Annotated in this window: 12 protein-coding genes; 3 read left to right on the forward strand and 9 right to left on the reverse strand. The window is 67.2% G+C overall.

Translation table 11 applies throughout. The annotated features are described in order from the left end of the window. The first annotated feature begins 320 nt into the window (after positions 1 to 320). Both FJU11_RS15585 and glyS read left to right on the forward strand, forming a co-directional pair. Positions 321 to 1,286 carry a glycine--tRNA ligase subunit alpha gene (locus FJU11_RS15585; protein WP_141168002.1) on the forward strand — a complete coding sequence of 322 codons (966 nt, stop codon included), beginning with the start codon at positions 321 to 323 and terminating at the stop codon, positions 1,284 to 1,286. Between the two features lie 3 nt (positions 1,287 to 1,289). Next, entirely contained in the window at positions 1,290 to 3,485 is a 2,196-nt protein-coding gene (glyS, locus tag FJU11_RS15590; protein WP_141168003.1) for a glycine--tRNA ligase subunit beta, read from the forward strand. Positions 3,486 to 3,519: 34 nt separating this feature from the next. Here the strand turns inward: glyS and FJU11_RS15595 are convergent, their stop codons facing one another. Both FJU11_RS15595 and purD read right to left on the reverse strand, forming a co-directional pair. Beyond that, positions 3,520 to 4,017 carry a plant virulence effector HPE1-like domain-containing protein gene (locus FJU11_RS15595; protein WP_141168004.1) on the reverse strand — a complete coding sequence of 166 codons (498 nt, stop codon included), beginning with the start codon at positions 4,015 to 4,017 and terminating at the stop codon, positions 3,520 to 3,522. A 134-nt stretch (positions 4,018 to 4,151) separates the two neighbouring features. Further along, positions 4,152 to 5,453 carry a phosphoribosylamine--glycine ligase gene (gene purD / locus FJU11_RS15600; RefSeq protein WP_141168005.1) on the reverse strand — a complete coding sequence of 434 codons (1,302 nt, stop codon included), beginning with the start codon at positions 5,451 to 5,453 and terminating at the stop codon, positions 4,152 to 4,154. A gap of 123 nt (positions 5,454 to 5,576) precedes the next feature. On the opposite strand from purD, the gene ubiA reads away from it, so the two are divergent. After that, positions 5,577 to 6,530: a 4-hydroxybenzoate octaprenyltransferase gene (gene ubiA / locus FJU11_RS15605; protein ID WP_141168006.1), complete on the forward strand. Its 954-nt coding sequence runs from the start codon at positions 5,577 to 5,579 to the stop codon at positions 6,528 to 6,530. Positions 6,531 to 6,698: 168 nt separating this feature from the next. Here ubiA and FJU11_RS15610 read toward each other — a convergent pair whose 3' ends face one another. From FJU11_RS15610 to dxs, 7 genes are all read right to left on the reverse strand, one after another. Continuing rightward, positions 6,699 to 7,265: a DUF6101 family protein gene (locus FJU11_RS15610; RefSeq protein ID WP_141168007.1), complete on the reverse strand. Its 567-nt coding sequence runs from the start codon at positions 7,263 to 7,265 to the stop codon at positions 6,699 to 6,701. A 367-nt stretch (positions 7,266 to 7,632) separates the two neighbouring features. Continuing rightward, positions 7,633 to 8,073, reverse strand: a complete 441-nt coding sequence (locus FJU11_RS15615) for a DUF3291 domain-containing protein (protein WP_141168008.1) — start codon at positions 8,071 to 8,073, stop codon at positions 7,633 to 7,635. Positions 8,074 to 8,104: 31 nt separating this feature from the next. Further along, on the reverse strand, positions 8,105 to 9,538 hold the full coding sequence (locus FJU11_RS15620; RefSeq protein ID WP_141168009.1) for an FAD-binding oxidoreductase: 1,434 nt from the start codon (positions 9,536 to 9,538) through the stop codon (positions 8,105 to 8,107). A gap of 40 nt (positions 9,539 to 9,578) precedes the next feature. Further along, positions 9,579 to 10,553 (reverse strand): L-threonylcarbamoyladenylate synthase, encoded by a 975-nt coding sequence (locus FJU11_RS15625; protein WP_141168010.1) that lies wholly within the window; start codon positions 10,551 to 10,553, stop codon positions 9,579 to 9,581. A 99-nt stretch (positions 10,554 to 10,652) separates the two neighbouring features. Continuing rightward, complete coding sequence (locus FJU11_RS15630; protein ID WP_141168011.1) at positions 10,653 to 11,906, reverse strand: class I SAM-dependent RNA methyltransferase; 1,254 nt, start codon at positions 11,904 to 11,906, stop codon at positions 10,653 to 10,655. After that, the gene (locus tag FJU11_RS15635) at positions 11,903 to 12,667 is read right to left on the reverse strand and encodes a TlyA family RNA methyltransferase (RefSeq protein WP_235891067.1); all 765 of its coding nucleotides are present in this window, start codon (positions 12,665 to 12,667) and stop codon (positions 11,903 to 11,905) included. Before FJU11_RS15635 ends, FJU11_RS15630 begins: the two co-directional genes overlap by 4 nt. 7 nt (positions 12,668 to 12,674) lie before the next feature. Further along, complete coding sequence (gene dxs / locus FJU11_RS15640) at positions 12,675 to 14,603, reverse strand: 1-deoxy-D-xylulose-5-phosphate synthase (RefSeq protein WP_141168012.1); 1,929 nt, start codon at positions 14,601 to 14,603, stop codon at positions 12,675 to 12,677. Positions 14,604 to 14,921: the final 318 nt, after the last annotated feature.

Genomic DNA, 14,921 nt, shown 5'->3' on the forward strand with positions numbered 1-14,921 from the left:
ATCCGGTCCCTCCCTGGACTCTGAAGTCTCACAACCTCAGCATCCCCGGTCCGGACCGGATGGACAACCTAATGAAAGCTCACATCTAGCCTTCCCATCGTGCGCGTCCCGGTTTGGCTGTGCTATTTCGAAAACGGCCCGGCCGCACATATGCGAGGGCGTACGACGCGGGCGCGCCGGCGCGCCGCCGTAAAAACGCCGATCCAGTTCTGCGGTCGTAGCCGCCTATCCTTGCTTCGTCCTTCAAATGGTGCATTTTGGCGCCGGCCGCGCGGTGCGCCCGTCCGGTCCGTTCATGCCATGCCAAGCGGAATGCACCGATGCCGACGCCTGCCGACGACCTGCCGGATCATCTCGATCCGCGCAAATCCTTCCAGGGCCTGATCCTCACGCTCCAGAACTACTGGGCGCGGTATGGCTGCGTGATCCTGCAGCCCTACGACATGGAGGTCGGTGCCGGCACGCTGCATCCGGCGACGACGCTGCGCGCGCTTGGGCCGAAGCGCTGGAACGCGGCCTACGTCCAGCCCTCGCGCCGTCCCGCAGACGGGCGCTACGGCGAGAACCCCAATAGACTTCAGCACTACTACCAGTTCCAGACGCTCCTGAAGCCCTCGCCGCCCGACCTGCAGGAGCTCTATCTCGGCTCGCTCGAAGCGATCGGCATCGACACGCGCCTGCACGACGTTCGCTTCGTCGAGGACGACTGGGAAAACCCCACGACCGGCTCCTGGGGGCTCGGCTGGGAGTGCTGGTGTGACGGCATGGAGGTCTCGCAGTTCACCTATTTCCAGCAGGTCTGCGGCATCGAGTGCGCGCCCGTCGCCGGCGAACTGACCTATGGGCTGGAACGCCTCGCCATGTACGTGCAGGGCGTCGAGCGCTTCCACGACCTGAACTTCAACGGTGGTACGGGCGACGATCGCGTCACCTACGCCGATGTCTTCCTGCAGGCCGAACAGGAATATTCCCGCTACAATTTCGAGTTCGCCAACACAGAAGTCCTCTTCCATCACTTTACGGAAGCCGAGGCGGAATGCGCGGCGCTTCTAGCCGCCGGCGATCCGGGCGAGGCGGGCGGCCTGCATCGCTGCGTGATGCCGGCCTACGACCAGTGCATCAAGGCTTCCCACACCTTCAACCTCCTCGACGCCCGCGGCGTCATCTCCGTCACCGACCGCCAGAGCTACATCCTGCGCGTGCGCACCCTCGCCAAGGCCTGCGGGGAGGCGTTCCTAAAGACGGACGCCGGCGGCGCCACCCTTTCGATCGGCGAGGCTGCGTGAACGATGCCTGACCTCCTTCTCGAATTGCGCTCAGAAGAAATTCCCGCCCGTATGCAGAAGAAGGCGGCCGGCGATCTGAAACGGCTCGTCACGAATGCCATCGTCGAAGCCGGGCTGACCTATGAGGGGGCGCAGGAATACTGGACGCCTCGGCGTCTCGCGCTCGACGTCAGGGGTGTGACGGCGCGCTCGCCGGATCGGCACGAGGAGCGCAAGGGTCCACGGACCGATGCGCCGCAAAAGGCGATCGACGGGTTCGTGCGCGGCGCCGGGCTTGCCTCCATCGAGGAGGCTATCGTGCGGTCCGACGCGAAGAAGGGCGACTTCTACGTCGCGCGGATCGAAAGGCCCGGGCGCGATGCCGAGACGATCATCGGCGAGGCGATGCCGGCGATCCTGCGCGACTTTCCCTGGCCGAAATCGATGCGCTGGGGGGCCGCGTCCGGCCAGAAGGGGCTCGACTATGGCGGCATCGCCGGCCGAGGCTCGGAGAGCCTGCGCTGGGTGCGCCCGCTGCAGTCGATCCTGTGCACCTTCGGGCCTGAAACCGAGGAACCGGTCGTCATCGCCTTCGAAATCGACGGGATCGTCGCCGGCAACAAGACGGCCGGGCATCGTTTCCATGCGCCCGAACCCTTCGCCGTCCGCCGTTTCGACGACTATGCCGACAAGCTCGAAAAGGCGCATGTCGTCATCGATCCCGAGCGGCGCCGGCGCATGATCGCCCACGACGCGGCCAATCTCACCTTCGCCAACGGGCTCGAGGTCGTGCCGGACGAGGGGCTGGTGGCCAAGACGGCCGATCTCGTGGAATGGCCGGTGACGCTTTCGGGCGCGTTCGACGAATCCTTCCTCGCCATTCCCGAGGAGATCATCCGGCTGACGATCCGCGAGAACCAGAAGTGCTTTGTCACCCGACGCATGGGTGGCGATCTGTCGAACACCTTCGTGCTGGTCTCCAACATCGAGGCGCCCGACGGCGGCGCGGAAATCGTGCGCGGCAATGCGCGCGTGGTGCGCGCGCGGCTTTCCGACGCCGTCTATTTCTGGCGGACGGACCAGGAGGATCTGCCGGACGCGGCGGCGCTTTCCGCCTCGGCCGATGCGTTCGGGCTCGATCTCGCCAAGCCGCTCGACCAGCGCATGGCCAAGCTCGACCATCTTGGCGTCACCTTCCATGCCAAGCTCGGCTCGCAGGGCGAACGCGTCCAGCGCATCCGCCGGCTGGCGCGCGAGCTGGCGCCGCTCGTGGGCGCCGATGCGGACCTTGCCGAGCGTGCGGCGGTGTTGGCGAAAGCTGATCTGACGACGGAGGTCGTCGGCGAGTTTCCCGAACTGCAGGGGCTGATCGGCGGCAAGTACGCCGCGCTTCAGGGCGAGGATCCCGCCGTCGCCGTGGCCGTGGCCGATCACTACAAGCCGCTCGGACCGACGGACACCGTACCGGGCGATCCGGTGACGATCGCCGTCGCGCTCGCCGACAAGCTCGACACGCTCGTCGGCTTCTGGGCGATCGACGAGAAGCCGACCGGGAGCAAGGATCCGTTCGCGCTGCGGCGTGCGGCGCTCGGTGTTATCCGGCTCGTTCTGGAGAACGGATTGAAGCTGCCGTTGTGTGCGCGCACCGCTGCGGGGATTACGGATACCGACCTCCTCGCCTTCTTCCATGACAGGCTGAAGGTGTACCTCCGCGACAAGGGTGCCAGGCACGATCTGATCGACGCCGTGCTCGCAGCGCGCTTGTCGGCTTCCCATGATGGCAGCGAGGCCACCGGCAGCGACGACCTGCTCGCCGTCGTGCGTCGGGTGGAGGCGCTCGGCGAGTTGCTCGGCAGCGAGACCGGGCAGAACCTTCTCGTGGGGACCAAGCGCGCCGCCAATATCCTGGCGGCGGAGGAGAAGAAGGGGACCGCCATTGCGCCGACGGTCGTCGTCGACCGGTTCACCGAGCGTGAGGAAGAAGCGCTGTATGCCGCGGTGAACGAGGCCGAGGCGGCGGCGATCGCGGCCGTGGCGCGCGAAGACCATGCCGGCGCGATGGCGGCGCTCGCGACCCTGCGCGAGCCGGTCGACGCGTTCTTCGATGCCGTGCTGGTCAATGCCGAAGACGCGGACGTGCGGGCGAACCGACTGGCGCTTCTCGCCCGTATCCGCACGGCGACGTTGGCCGTCGCCGACTTTTCGAAGATCGAAGGGTAGGGCGGACCCGGAAGAACGCCTTCGGCGCCGCGTTTCAGTGCGCGGGACGCAGCTTCATCGCCTGCGGATCGAAGGTCGCGGCGGTATCGGCCTTTTCGAGCGAGCCCGTCTCGATCCGATCGAGGCCGACGGGGCCCTTCAGATCGCCGGTGGCGAAGCGGATTTCATGTCGCGGCGTCTGCGGCTTCGAGCTCGCGACGTCGATACCGCGGCGCTTGAGCGCTGCGAGATCCGCCTCGTCGGCGACGCTGACGGTCGTCACCGGGTCGCCGCCCATCCACGCATCGGTGCGATAGACGTTCACATTGCCGTCCTTGCGCACGATGCGGACGGTCTCCGTCACCGGCGCCTCTTCGGTGCTCGCAACATGGGTCGGGCGCGGGGTCGGCACGGGCACCGTGCAGGCCTGGCAGGCAAGCGCCGTGATGCTTTCGCCATGGCCCGCATCGGGCGCAAGGCTCGTGATGGAACCGGCGAACGCGTTCGCAGGCACAAGGGCAACAAGGCCGGCAGCCAGAAGCAACGCACGCATGAAACGGATCTCCCTGTCCTTCTTCTTGGGAGAGACCCTAGCAAGGTGATCTTACGACCACGTTCGGGCAAAGCGTTGCATTTGAACGGTTTGCAATTTGGCACACGAAGTGTCGAACGAGATCGCTCGGCGAGTTACGCGTCGCGGCCGTCGCCGGGCTCGCTGCCTTCGTGTTCGATGGCTCGCCAGCCGATGTCGCGCCGGCAGAAGCCTTCCGGCCAGTCGATCCGGTCGACGGCCTCGTAGGCGCGGGCCTGCGCCTGCGCGACCGTGCGCCCGAGCGCGGTCACGGAAAGAACGCGCCCGCCGTTCGCCTCGAGGTCCTGCGTGCCCGTCGCCGTGCCGGCATGGAACACCACGACGTCGTCCATCGCCTCGGCCGCATCGACATCGCGGATCGGTGTGCCCTTCTCGTAGGCGCCGGGGTAGCCCTTCGCGGCAAGCACCACCGTCAGTGCCGGCTCGTCGCGCCAGCGCAAGGACCGTTCCTCGAGCGTGCCGTGGGCGGCCGCGTCGAGAAGGGGAAGCAGGTCCTCGTCGAGGCGCATCATCAGCACCTGCGTTTCCGGATCGCCGAAGCGCACATTGTATTCGATGAGCTGCGGTCCGCGCTCGCCGATCATCAGGCCGGCGTAGAGGACGCCGGAAAACGGCGCGCCTATCTCGGCCATGCCGGCGAGCGTCGGGCGGACGATCTCGTCCATCACGCGCTCGACCATCGCCGGGCTCATGACCGGTGCGGGCGAATAGGCACCCATGCCGCCCGTGTTCGCGCCGGTCTCGCCTTCGCCGACGCGCTTGTGGTCCTGCGCGGATGCGAGCGGAACGGCGCGCGCGCCGTCGCACAGGCAGAAGAAGCTCGCCTCCTCGCCGTCGAGATAGTCCTCGATCAGCACTTCCGCAGCACTCGCCCCCGGCGTGCCGGCAAAGCAGGCTTCCAGTGCCGCAAGTCCCTCCCCGACGGTGGCGGCGACGGTGACACCTTTGCCGGCAGCCAACCCGTCCGCCTTGACGACGATCGGCGCGCCGCGCTTTTTAAGATAGGCACGCGCACTGTCGAGATCGGCAAAGCGGTGGTAGCCGGCCGTCGGAATGTCGCAGCGCGTGCACAGATCCTTGGTGAAACCCTTGGAACCTTCGAGGCGTGCCGCTGCCGCGCCCGGTCCGAAGACGGCGACGCCGGCGGCGCGCAAGTCGTCCGCGAGCCCGGCGACGAGCGGCGCCTCCGGCCCGACGACGACGAGGTCGATCTCCTCGTGGCGGCAGAACGTGACGACGCTCGCATGGTCCTTCACCGGAAGGTCGATGCAGGTCGCTTCCTGCGCGATGCCCGGATTGCCCGGCGCGGCGTAAAGGCGCGTGAGCAGCGGCGAGCGTGCGAGCTTCCAGGCGAGCGCATGCTCGCGCCCGCCCGAGCCGATGATGAGTACCTTCATCGTTCCCGTCCCCGATCCCGTTCCCCTGAAAGTACCCGGTAGGGAAGGCGGCATTGGCGGTCAAGTACCCCAAACGGGCGCGCGCGCTTGATTTTCGCCCTTCACGCTGCCAACACGGAGTGCATGAGCCATCTCGATGCAAGCGGCGAGCGCGTCGCCGACGCGCCTTCGGGCAACTGGGTGTATCGCATGCTGCCGCGGGTGCTGTGGCCCTATGCGCAGCTCGCCCGCTGGGACCGGCCGATCGGCTGGCAGCTTCTGCTGTGGCCGTGCCTGTGGTCCGCAGCCCTTGCGGCCGAAGTGCAGGCGATGTTCGACGACCTCTTCTGGCCGCGTTTCGTCTGGCACTGCGTGCTCTTCACGATCGGTGCCATCGCCATGCGCGGCGCGGGGTGCACCTATAACGACCTCGTTGACCACAAGATCGACGCTTCTGTCGCCCGTACGCGCTCGCGGCCGCTGCCATCGCGGCGCGTCAGCCGGTTCCAGGCGAAGCTCTTCATCGTCTGCCAGGCGCTGGTCGGCCTTCTGGTTCTCGTGCAGTTCAACGTGGTGGCGATCGGTCTCGGCGTCTTCTCGCTCGTCTTCGTGGCGATCTATCCCTTCGCCAAGCGCTTCACCGACTGGCCGCAATTCTTCCTCGGCCTCGCCTTTTCCTGGGGCGCGATCATGGGCTGGGTGGCGGCGTTCGCCGCGCTCTCGCCCGAGCCGCTCTTCCTGTATGCCGGCGCGATCCTGTGGACGATCAGCTACGACACGATCTACGCGCATCAGGACAAGGAGGACGACGCGCTGATCGGCGTGCGCTCGACGGCGCTCCTCTTCGGCAAGCGCACCAAGGCCTGGCTCGTCGGCATCGACATCCTCGCCGTGGTCATGATCGCCACGGCCTTCGTCTTTGCCGGTGCGGCGTGGCCGGCCTGGGTCGGGCTCGCGTGCGGTGCGGGCCTGATGGGCTGGCAGGTCGTCGTGCTCGACATCGACGACGCCGACCAGTGCCTCCGGCTCTTCAAGTCCAATTTCCGCTTCGGGCTCGTCCTCTTCGTGGGACTGGTCGTCGGCATCTTCGCAATGTAAGGGCGCGGGCGATGCCTACATATTCGACCGCACGACGGGCGGAGTCCGACCAGAGCATTTTCCAGCCAGACTGATCCAGTCTGGCGTCGTGAACAATGCGCAAAACGAAGGGATAGAGCGCTGCACCTGATTCAATCGGGTCGCCGAGCGCTCCAGCGAGTTGCCCGTTCAGCGCGGACCAATGATCTCGCGACCGTCGATGCGCATGCGCGTTTCGAGGTCGCCGACCGGACGGCGCATGGAAAGGCGCGGGCGGCGCCGGGTGAAGAAGGCGTTGTTGCGCCGTGGTGTCGCGCGGTGCACCGTCACCTTGCCGACCTGGTCGACGAGCGGACGGGCGACGCCGTCGGCCTCGACCATCAGCATCGGCAGGCCGTAGAGCCTCGACCAGCTCTGCCAGTCCGCGGCGATCTCCGCGAGATCGTGGGCGACGAGCAGCGGCACGCAAAGGTCCGGATCGTCGTGGAGCAGTTCCAGCGTCACGGTGACGGTGCCTTCGCCGTCGTCCATCGCGCGTGCCGCCACGCCACGAAAGGCGTGCTTGGGAAGTGCGATGGAAATCGGCAGGCCGCTCTGCGGCAGATCCTTGCGCATGACCACGCCGCGCTCGTCGAGCGTGCAGCGGGTCGCCCCGCCTGCCGTCTGCGGCGCGAAGCTCGCCTCCTGGGGCAATCTCGTCGGATCGAGCCGCAGCTCCGATCCGGCCCAGACGGGTTTGAAAACGGTGTTCGCCATGATTCTGGACGCCTTCCGGTCGCTTGCGAGCATCGCTGCTCTTTCCCTGTCGCCAGCGCGGACGGTTGAGCCGTTCTCTTCGCTGGACTGGAGCGACCATAGGCTACGCCCGGTTCTGGTCGGCTTAAGGGACGCGGTTAAGGAATCCTGTTCGTGGCGATGGTTAGCGAATTGCCAAGTCGTCGTTCGGCGAAAGGAGCCGTTCCTGCGGACGAAGGTCGCTTGCGCGAAGGGTAAGGCGAATGAAAAGCAGCCGTAATATATGAGAAGTATCTAATAAAAATATACATCGAGGATATGGCCGAGCCGCATATCGTTCTTCCGGGGACAAAGAGCGGCATCGCGATCGTGGAATGAACCGAAGCGGTCAGCCCCGGCGGTTGTCGGGACGCACCGGAAACATGCGGGGGTTCGCGAGCTTGGCGAAGCGCAGCGCGGCATGGTCGGGGCTGGGATGGCGTACCTTGGAAGGGCGCCCTTCGAGACGCATGCGGCCTTCCGCCTCGTGCGCCTCCGGCAGTGCATCGTCCGACTGTTCCCAATGGACGACGCTTGCCTCGTCGCACCATTCCAGGAGGTGGGGCATGGCAATGCGATGTGCGCCGTCGGTCATGTAGGCACGCATGCTCTCGCGGTCCTTCCACGCGGTAACCGTCCAGAAAGACCGGCGGCCGCCCGCGAAGACGGCGCCCGAGAGGAAACCGGGTGAACGGGCGCACTGCCTGCGGCTTCCGAGCGTGTGGATGACGAAGCGCGGAAGAAAACGCAAGGCGCGGATGCGAAGCCTGGTTACGCTGACGAACGCCATGACCTTCCCGTTCTCTCGTTTGTCTTCCCGGTCAGAGAACCTTTCCGGGATTCATGATGCCGGCCGGGTCGAACGACGCCTTGATGCGCTTCATCAGGTCGATCTCGATCGGCTGGCGAATGCGTGCCAGTTCCTCGCGCTTCATCTGGCCGATGCCGTGCTCGGCGGAGATCGATCCTTCGAGATCCATGACGATGCCGTGGACGATGACGTTCATCTCCTCCCAGCGTGCGAGGAACGCGTCCTTGTCTGCGCCGAGCGGCTGGGAGATGTTGTAGTGGATGTTGCCGTCGCCGATATGGCCGAAGGCGACGATGCGCGCTTCCGGCTCGGCTTCGAGAACCGCTTTTCCGGCGCGATCGAGGAAGGTCGGAATGCTCGCGACCGGTACGGACACGTCGTGCTTGATCGAGCCGCCTTCTGGCTTTTGCGCCCAGGACATGGACTCGCGCATGTGCCAGAGGTCGTGCTTCTGCTGCTCGCTCTCGGCGACGACCGCGTCGCGGATCAAGCCGTCCTCGTAGGCCGCCTCGAAGAGGTGCTCGACCAGCGAGCGAGCGGCTTCCGGCGACTGGCCCGACGAGATGTCGATCAGCACGTACCAGGGATGCGGATCGGCGAGCGGATCGCGCACGCCCTCGATGTGCCTGGCCGTGAACTCGACGCCGATGCGCGGCATCAGCTCGAAACCCGTCAGCGACGTGCCGCAGAGATCTTCGGCGAGACGAAAGAGCGTCAGCGCGACCTCCGGCGTGTCGATGCCGGCAAAGACCACCTCGTGCCCCTTCGGCTTGGCGAAGAGCTTGAGCGTGGCGGCGGTGATGACGCCGAGCGTGCCTTCCGCGCCGATGAAGAGGTCGCGCAGGTCGTAGCCGGTATTGTCCTTCTTGAGCTTGCGCAGCCCGTTCCATATCTCGCCGGTCGGCAGGACGACCTCGAGCCCGAGGCAGAGGCTGCGCATGTTGCCGAATGCGAGCACCGCCGTGCCGCCGGCATTCGAAGAAAGGTTGCCGCCGATCTGGCAGGATCCTTCCGCACCGAGCGAAAGGGGAAACATGCGCCCCGCCTCGTCGGCTGCCTGCTGGACGGTGGCAAGCACCGTACCGGCTTCGACGACCATGACGTTGCCCCGGGCGTCGACTTCCCGGATGCGGTTCAGCCGGCCGAGCGCGATCACGATCTCCGTGCCGGAAGGATCGGGCGTCTGCGCGCCGACGAGCCCGGAATTGCCCCCCTGCGGGACGACACGCGTGCCGGTCTCGCTCGCGAGCTTCATGATCGCCGCGACTTCGTCCACGGTGCCCGGGCGCAGCACGACCGGCGTGCGACCGTGGTAGAGCTCGCGGTTTTCGACGAGATAGGGCGCGATGTCGTGGCCGTCGCGCAGCGCGTTGGCCTCGCCGACGATGCCTGCGAAACGTGCGATCAGATCCTCGGAAGGAGGGACGGGTGCCTGTTCGTTCATGCGTACACTCTACCCCGCCCCTTTCGGAAGGTCGAGCGGTTCAGGGCCTCTCGGCGGCAGCACGGCGAAGCCGGTCGTTGATCGCTTCGCCGAGGCCGCTTTCGGGGATCGGCATGACGGCGATCGTCTTCGCTCCGGTCGCGTCGGCGGCGCGCAGCACGTCGAAGAGGCGCGCGGCAGCCTCGCGAAGATCGCCCTCCGCGCTGAGGTCGAGCACGGCCCGGGCGCTCTTCTCCCCTTCGACCGGCGTCTGCCCGAAGCGGAGAAGCGTTTCATCCGGCGCGACGGACGTTGCATTCAGGCGCACATTGGCGGTCGGCGCGTAGTGCGAGGCGAGCATGCCGGGCGCCTGGATCGCCGGCGAGGCGCCTTCGCCGCGGGTGACCGGCAGGCCGATCGCCTCGGTGATCGCTTCCGCCGTGACGCCGCCGGGGCGCAAGAGGTGGACCGCATCGCCGACGACCTTCACGATCGTCGATTCGACGCCGACGCCGGTCGGCCCGCCGTCGAGAATGGTGGGGAGCAGGAAGCCCAGATCGTCGGCGACGTGCGCCGCCCGCGTCGGGCTCACACGGCCGGAGGTGTTGGCCGAGGGCGCCGCGAGCGGCCGGCCGAAGGCTTCGATCAGGTCTGCGGTGAAACCGATGGGCATGCGCAGCCCGACCGTTTCGAGCCCGGCGGTCGCCAGCGGATGGACCGGGCTCGCTTCGGCAAGCGGAAGAACGATTGTCAGCGGTCCGGGCCAGAACGCCTCCGTGAGCCGGCGTGATACGGGATCGAAGGTCGCGAGCCGTTCGGCCATGGCACGATCCGAGACGTGGCAGATCAGCGGATTGAACTGCGGCCGGACCTTCGCCTCGTAGATGCGCGCGATCGCCTGCGCATTCGTCGCATCGGCCGCGAGCCCGTAGACAGTTTCGGTCGGAACGGCGATCGGAAAGCCGGCGGCAAGAAGCGCTCGTCCCCGTGCAAGCGCGAAGTCGCGGTCCGCTTCGATGTCGATCACGTCGGCCATGGCTGTCCGGCTTTGGGCGATGGAAGGTTGGCGACGGCGGTAGCAGCGTGGTGGTCGCGGCGCAACGGCCTCGATTTACCGCCGCACAACGGCCTCGATTTACCGCCGCGTCAGCAGCGCAACCGCTTCGACATGTGGCGACCATAAGAACTGGTCGATCGGATGCACGGCGTCGATCGCGAAGCCGCCTTCGACGAGGATGGCGAGGTCGCGGGCGAGGGTCGCCGGATTGCATGAGACCGCCGCGACACGGCAGACCTTCGATGCAGCCAGTTGATGCGCCTGCGCTTCGGCGCCGGCACGCGGCGGGTCGAAGACGACGGCTTCAGTATATTTAAGGTCGGCGGCCATCAGCGGCCGGCGAAAGAGGTCGCGACGGTCGATTTCGACGGGCTTGAGGCCGGTCGCGTGGCGGGCGGCTGCATCGAGCGCGGCGAGCGCGGGGCCTTCGGATTCGGCGGTGATGACGGCAGCCTCGCGCGCGAGGCGGAGGGCGAACGCGCCGCAGCCGGCGAAGAGATCGGCGATGCGCTTGGCGCCGGCGAGATGGCCGAGGACGAGATCGGCCATGCGGTCTTCGGCGGCCGCACTCGCCTGCAGAAAGGCGCCGGGTGGCGGGACGACGGAAATGCCGCCGAAGCGCACGATCGGCTGGCGTGCTTCGACGAGCGTTTCGCCATCGACCGTCAGCCGGGCGAGCACCTTCATGGAAAGCGCGGTCTCGATCGCCATCTGCCGCTGGCGGGTGGAGACGCGGCCTGCGCCTTCCGCGGCGATGTCGAGGCCGGTCTCGCTGGCGAAGACGGTAAGACGGAAGGGCTTGCGCGTCGCGCAGACGGCTCGTGCGATGCGCCGGACGCTCGCCAGATGCTTGACGATGCGCGGATCGCCGACGAGGCAGCCTATGATCGGCACGATGTTGTGGCTGCCGGCCTGGTTGAAGCCGACGAGCATGCCGTTCTCGGTGCGCCGTGCCGTCAGCACCATGCGCCGGCGCGCGCCCGGTTCGCAGGGGTAGAGCGGTGCGATTTCGGTCTCGATGCCGTTCATCGCAAGCGGGCGGACGACCTGCTCACGCTTCCAGACGCGGTAGGCGTCGGTCTCGAGATGCTGGAGGTTGCAGCCGCCGCAGGCGCCGCCTTCGCCATCGGGACCGAAATGCGGGCAGGGCGGTTCGGCGCGCTCGGGGGCAGCTTGCGTGAGGGCGATCAGCGTGCCGGTTTCGCCTTCGCGCGCGACGGTCGCGGTTTCCCGCGGCAGGGTGAAGGGCACGTAGACCGGGCCCTTCTCGGTCTCGGCGATGCCGTCGCCATGGGTGCCGAGGCGGTCGATGGTCAGCGTTTCGCCGCTCATGCCTTGCGGCCTGCGAGAAGGAATTCGCGGTTGCCGTCGCCGCCCTCGATGGGTGAGCGGGCAACGCCGAGGCTCGTCCAGCCGGGGCATGTGTCGAGCCAGCTTCGCAGCTCTTCGGCGATCACCGGTGCCAGTGCGGTATCCTTCAGCATGCCGCCGCGACCGATGCGCTCGCGGCCGGCCTCGAACTGCGGCTTGACGAGGAGGACGGCAAATGCGCCGGCGGTGGCGAGATCGAGGGCGGGTGGCAGCGCCAGTTTCAGCGAGACGAAGCTGACGTCGCTGACGATGCAGTCGATCGTGGCACCGCCGAGGTCGTCGGATGTGAGATCGCGCGCGTTCAAGCCTTCGCGGCCGATGACGCGCGGGTCGCCGGCGATCGACGGGTGGAACTGGTCGTGGCCGACGTCGATCGCGTGGACGGAAGCGGCACCGCGTTCGAGAAGCACCTGCGTGAAGCCACCCGTCGAGGCGCCGACATCGAGGGCCGTGCGGCCGGCTGGATCGAGGCCGAACGCGTCGAGGCCGGCGACGAGCTTCAGGGCCGCGCGCGAGACGTAGCCGCGCGCCGGATCGGCGATCGCGACCGTGACGTCGTCGGCAACCGGCATGCCGGGCTTGGCGGCCGGTGCGCCGTTCACGCTTACCGTGCCGCGGGCGATGGCATCGCGGGCGCGCGAGCGGGTCTCGAAGTCGCCGCGGGCGACGAGAAGCTGATCGAGCCGCGTGCGTGCCGGCGCTTCGGCCATCGCCTTCGTCATCGCGTATTCAAGCTTTGGTCGCGCCGGTGGAAATTTTGCCCGCATCCGTGCCGAGTGCCTTGAAGACCGTGTCGACGATGCCCTTCCGGTCGAGCCCGCAGGCGGCGTACATCGCTTCGGGCTTCGCCTGCTCGACGAAATGGTCCGGCATGACCATGGAGCGCATGCGCAGCCCGCCGTCGAGCAAGCCTTCTTCGGCGAGAAGCTGCATGACATGGCTGCCGAAACCGCCGATCGAACCTTCCTCGACGGTGACGAGCACGTCGTGGTCGCGCGCGAGCTTGAGGATCATGGCGCGGTCGAGCGGCTTGGCGAAGCGGGCGTCGGCTACGGTGGTGGAAAGGCCGGCAGCCTCCAGGTCCTCCGCGGCGAGCAGGCTGTCGGCAAGGCGCGTGCCGAGCGACAGGATCGCGACCTTCGTGCCTTCCCTGACGATGCGGCCCTTGCCGATCTCCAGGACTTCGCCACGCACCGGCAACTCGCAGCCGACGCCCTCGCCACGCGGGTAGCGGAAGGCGATCGGGCCGGTGTCGTGCGCGGCGGCCGTGCGCACCATGTGCTTGAGTTCGGCCTCGTCGGCGGCAGCCATGACGACGAAGTTCGGCAGGGTGGAAAGGTAAGTCACATCGAACGAACCGGCATGGGTCGGTCCGTCCGCACCGACATAGCCGGCGCGGTCGATCGCGAAGCGGACAGGCAGGTTCTGGATCGCGACGTCGTGGACGACCTGGTCGTAGGCGCGTTGCAGGAAGGTCGAATAGATCGCGGCGAAGGGCTTGTAGCCTTCCGTCGCGAGCCCCGCTGAGAAGGTGACGGCGTGCTGCTCGGCGATGCCGACGTCGAAGGTGCGTTCCGGGAATTCCCTGTCGAAGGTGTCGAGACCGGTGCCGGCCGGCATCGCGGCGGTGACGGCGACGATCTTGTCGTCCTCGCGGGCTTCCTGCACCAGCGCTTCGGCGAAGACATTGGTGTAGCTCGGCGCGTTCGGCTTGGCCTTCGCCTGCGTGCCGGTGACGACGTCGAACTTCGAGACGCCGTGATACTTGTCGGCGGCTTCTTCCGCCGGCGGATAGCCCTTGCCCTTCTGGGTGACGACGTGGATCAGCACCGGGCCTTCGGCGTGATCGCGCACGTTGCGCAGCACCGGCAACAGGTGTTCGAGATTGTGCCCGTCGATCGGGCCGATGTGGAAGAAGCCCATCTCCTCGAAGAGCGTGCCGCCGGTGACGTAGCCGCGCGCGTGCTCGACGGCGCGGGTGATCGCACGGTCGAAGGAGCGGCCGAGATAGGAGGTGAGCTGCTTGCCCCGCTCGCGGATGCCCATATAGGCGCGGCCTGAAGCCATGCGTGCGAGATAGGCGCTCATCGCGCCGGTCGGCGGGGCGATCGACATGTCGTTGTCGTTGAGGATGACGATGAGGCGGGCGTCGAGCGCACCGGCATTGTTGAGCGCCTCGTAGGCCATGCCGGCCGAAAGCGCACCGTCGCCGATGACGGAGATGACGTTGCGCTTGGTGCCGGAAAGCTGGCTCGCGACGGCCATGCCGAGGCCCGACGAGATCGACGTCGAGGAATGGGCCGCGCCGAAGGGGTCGTATTCGCTCTCGGCACGCCGCGTGAAGCCGGAAAGCCCGCCTTCCTGGCGCAGCGTGCGGATGCGCTCGCGCCGTCCCGTCAGGATCTTGTGGGGGTAGCACTGGTGTCCGACGTCGAAGATCAGCCGGTCGTTCGGCGTGTCGAAGATCTTGTGGATGGCAAGCGTCAGCTCGACCACGCCGAGGCCTGCACCCAGATGCCCGCCGGTGCGCGAGACCGCGTCGATCATCTCCGCGCGCAACTCGTCGGCGAGCTGCGGCATGCGGCTGTCGTCCATGCGGCGCAGATCGGCCGGCAGGTGAATCTGATCGAGAAGCGGCGTCTTCGGCGGCTGCGTCAAGGAAATGCCCTCATGAAATGCCCCTGTCGGCTCTGTTTAGACCCGTTGCAGGTTCGTTGGAAGGCATTTGATGCGGGCGGGCTGGCCACTCTGTCCAGCGTCCTGCGGCGCAGTCGGATCCAGGGATCGAGCCGCGGGGATGACACCATGGGGTGTGGGGTCACGGGGAATGAAGGTTCGCGGTGCGTGCTGCGGTTACGGAAGGTCGTATGATCCCGCAGGGAAGTGGAGCGCGTGGATGCGCACCACCGTCTCCACGCGATACTTTGGCCTGAACCCGAGTATCCAACCCGCTTTCCGGGCTCCGTGCGTCGTGGC

Source organism: Pararhizobium mangrovi (assembly GCF_006516965.1).
Classification (GTDB): Bacteria; Pseudomonadota; Alphaproteobacteria; order Rhizobiales; family Rhizobiaceae; genus Pararhizobium_B; species Pararhizobium_B mangrovi.

Coding starts and splice junctions, on each gene's coding strand:
- ubiA (WP_141168006.1), top strand. CDS start 5,577: ATGAGCCATCTCGATGCAAGCGGCGAGCGCGTCGCCGACGCGCCTTCG.
- FJU11_RS15595 (WP_141168004.1), bottom strand. CDS start 4,017: ATGCGTGCGTTGCTTCTGGCTGCCGGCCTTGTTGCCCTTGTGCCTGCG.
- FJU11_RS15585 (WP_141168002.1), top strand. CDS start 321: ATGCCGACGCCTGCCGACGACCTGCCGGATCATCTCGATCCGCGCAAA.
- FJU11_RS15630 (WP_141168011.1), bottom strand. CDS start 11,906: ATGAGCGGCGAAACGCTGACCATCGACCGCCTCGGCACCCATGGCGAC.
- FJU11_RS15620 (WP_141168009.1), bottom strand. CDS start 9,538: ATGAACGAACAGGCACCCGTCCCTCCTTCCGAGGATCTGATCGCACGT.
- purD (WP_141168005.1), bottom strand. CDS start 5,453: ATGAAGGTACTCATCATCGGCTCGGGCGGGCGCGAGCATGCGCTCGCC.
- glyS (WP_141168003.1), top strand. CDS start 1,290: ATGCCTGACCTCCTTCTCGAATTGCGCTCAGAAGAAATTCCCGCCCGT.
- FJU11_RS15635 (WP_235891067.1), bottom strand. CDS start 12,667: ATGACGAAGGCGATGGCCGAAGCGCCGGCACGCACGCGGCTCGATCAG.
- FJU11_RS15615 (WP_141168008.1), bottom strand. CDS start 8,073: ATGGCGTTCGTCAGCGTAACCAGGCTTCGCATCCGCGCCTTGCGTTTT.
- FJU11_RS15610 (WP_141168007.1), bottom strand. CDS start 7,265: ATGGCGAACACCGTTTTCAAACCCGTCTGGGCCGGATCGGAGCTGCGG.
- FJU11_RS15625 (WP_141168010.1), bottom strand. CDS start 10,553: ATGGCCGACGTGATCGACATCGAAGCGGACCGCGACTTCGCGCTTGCA.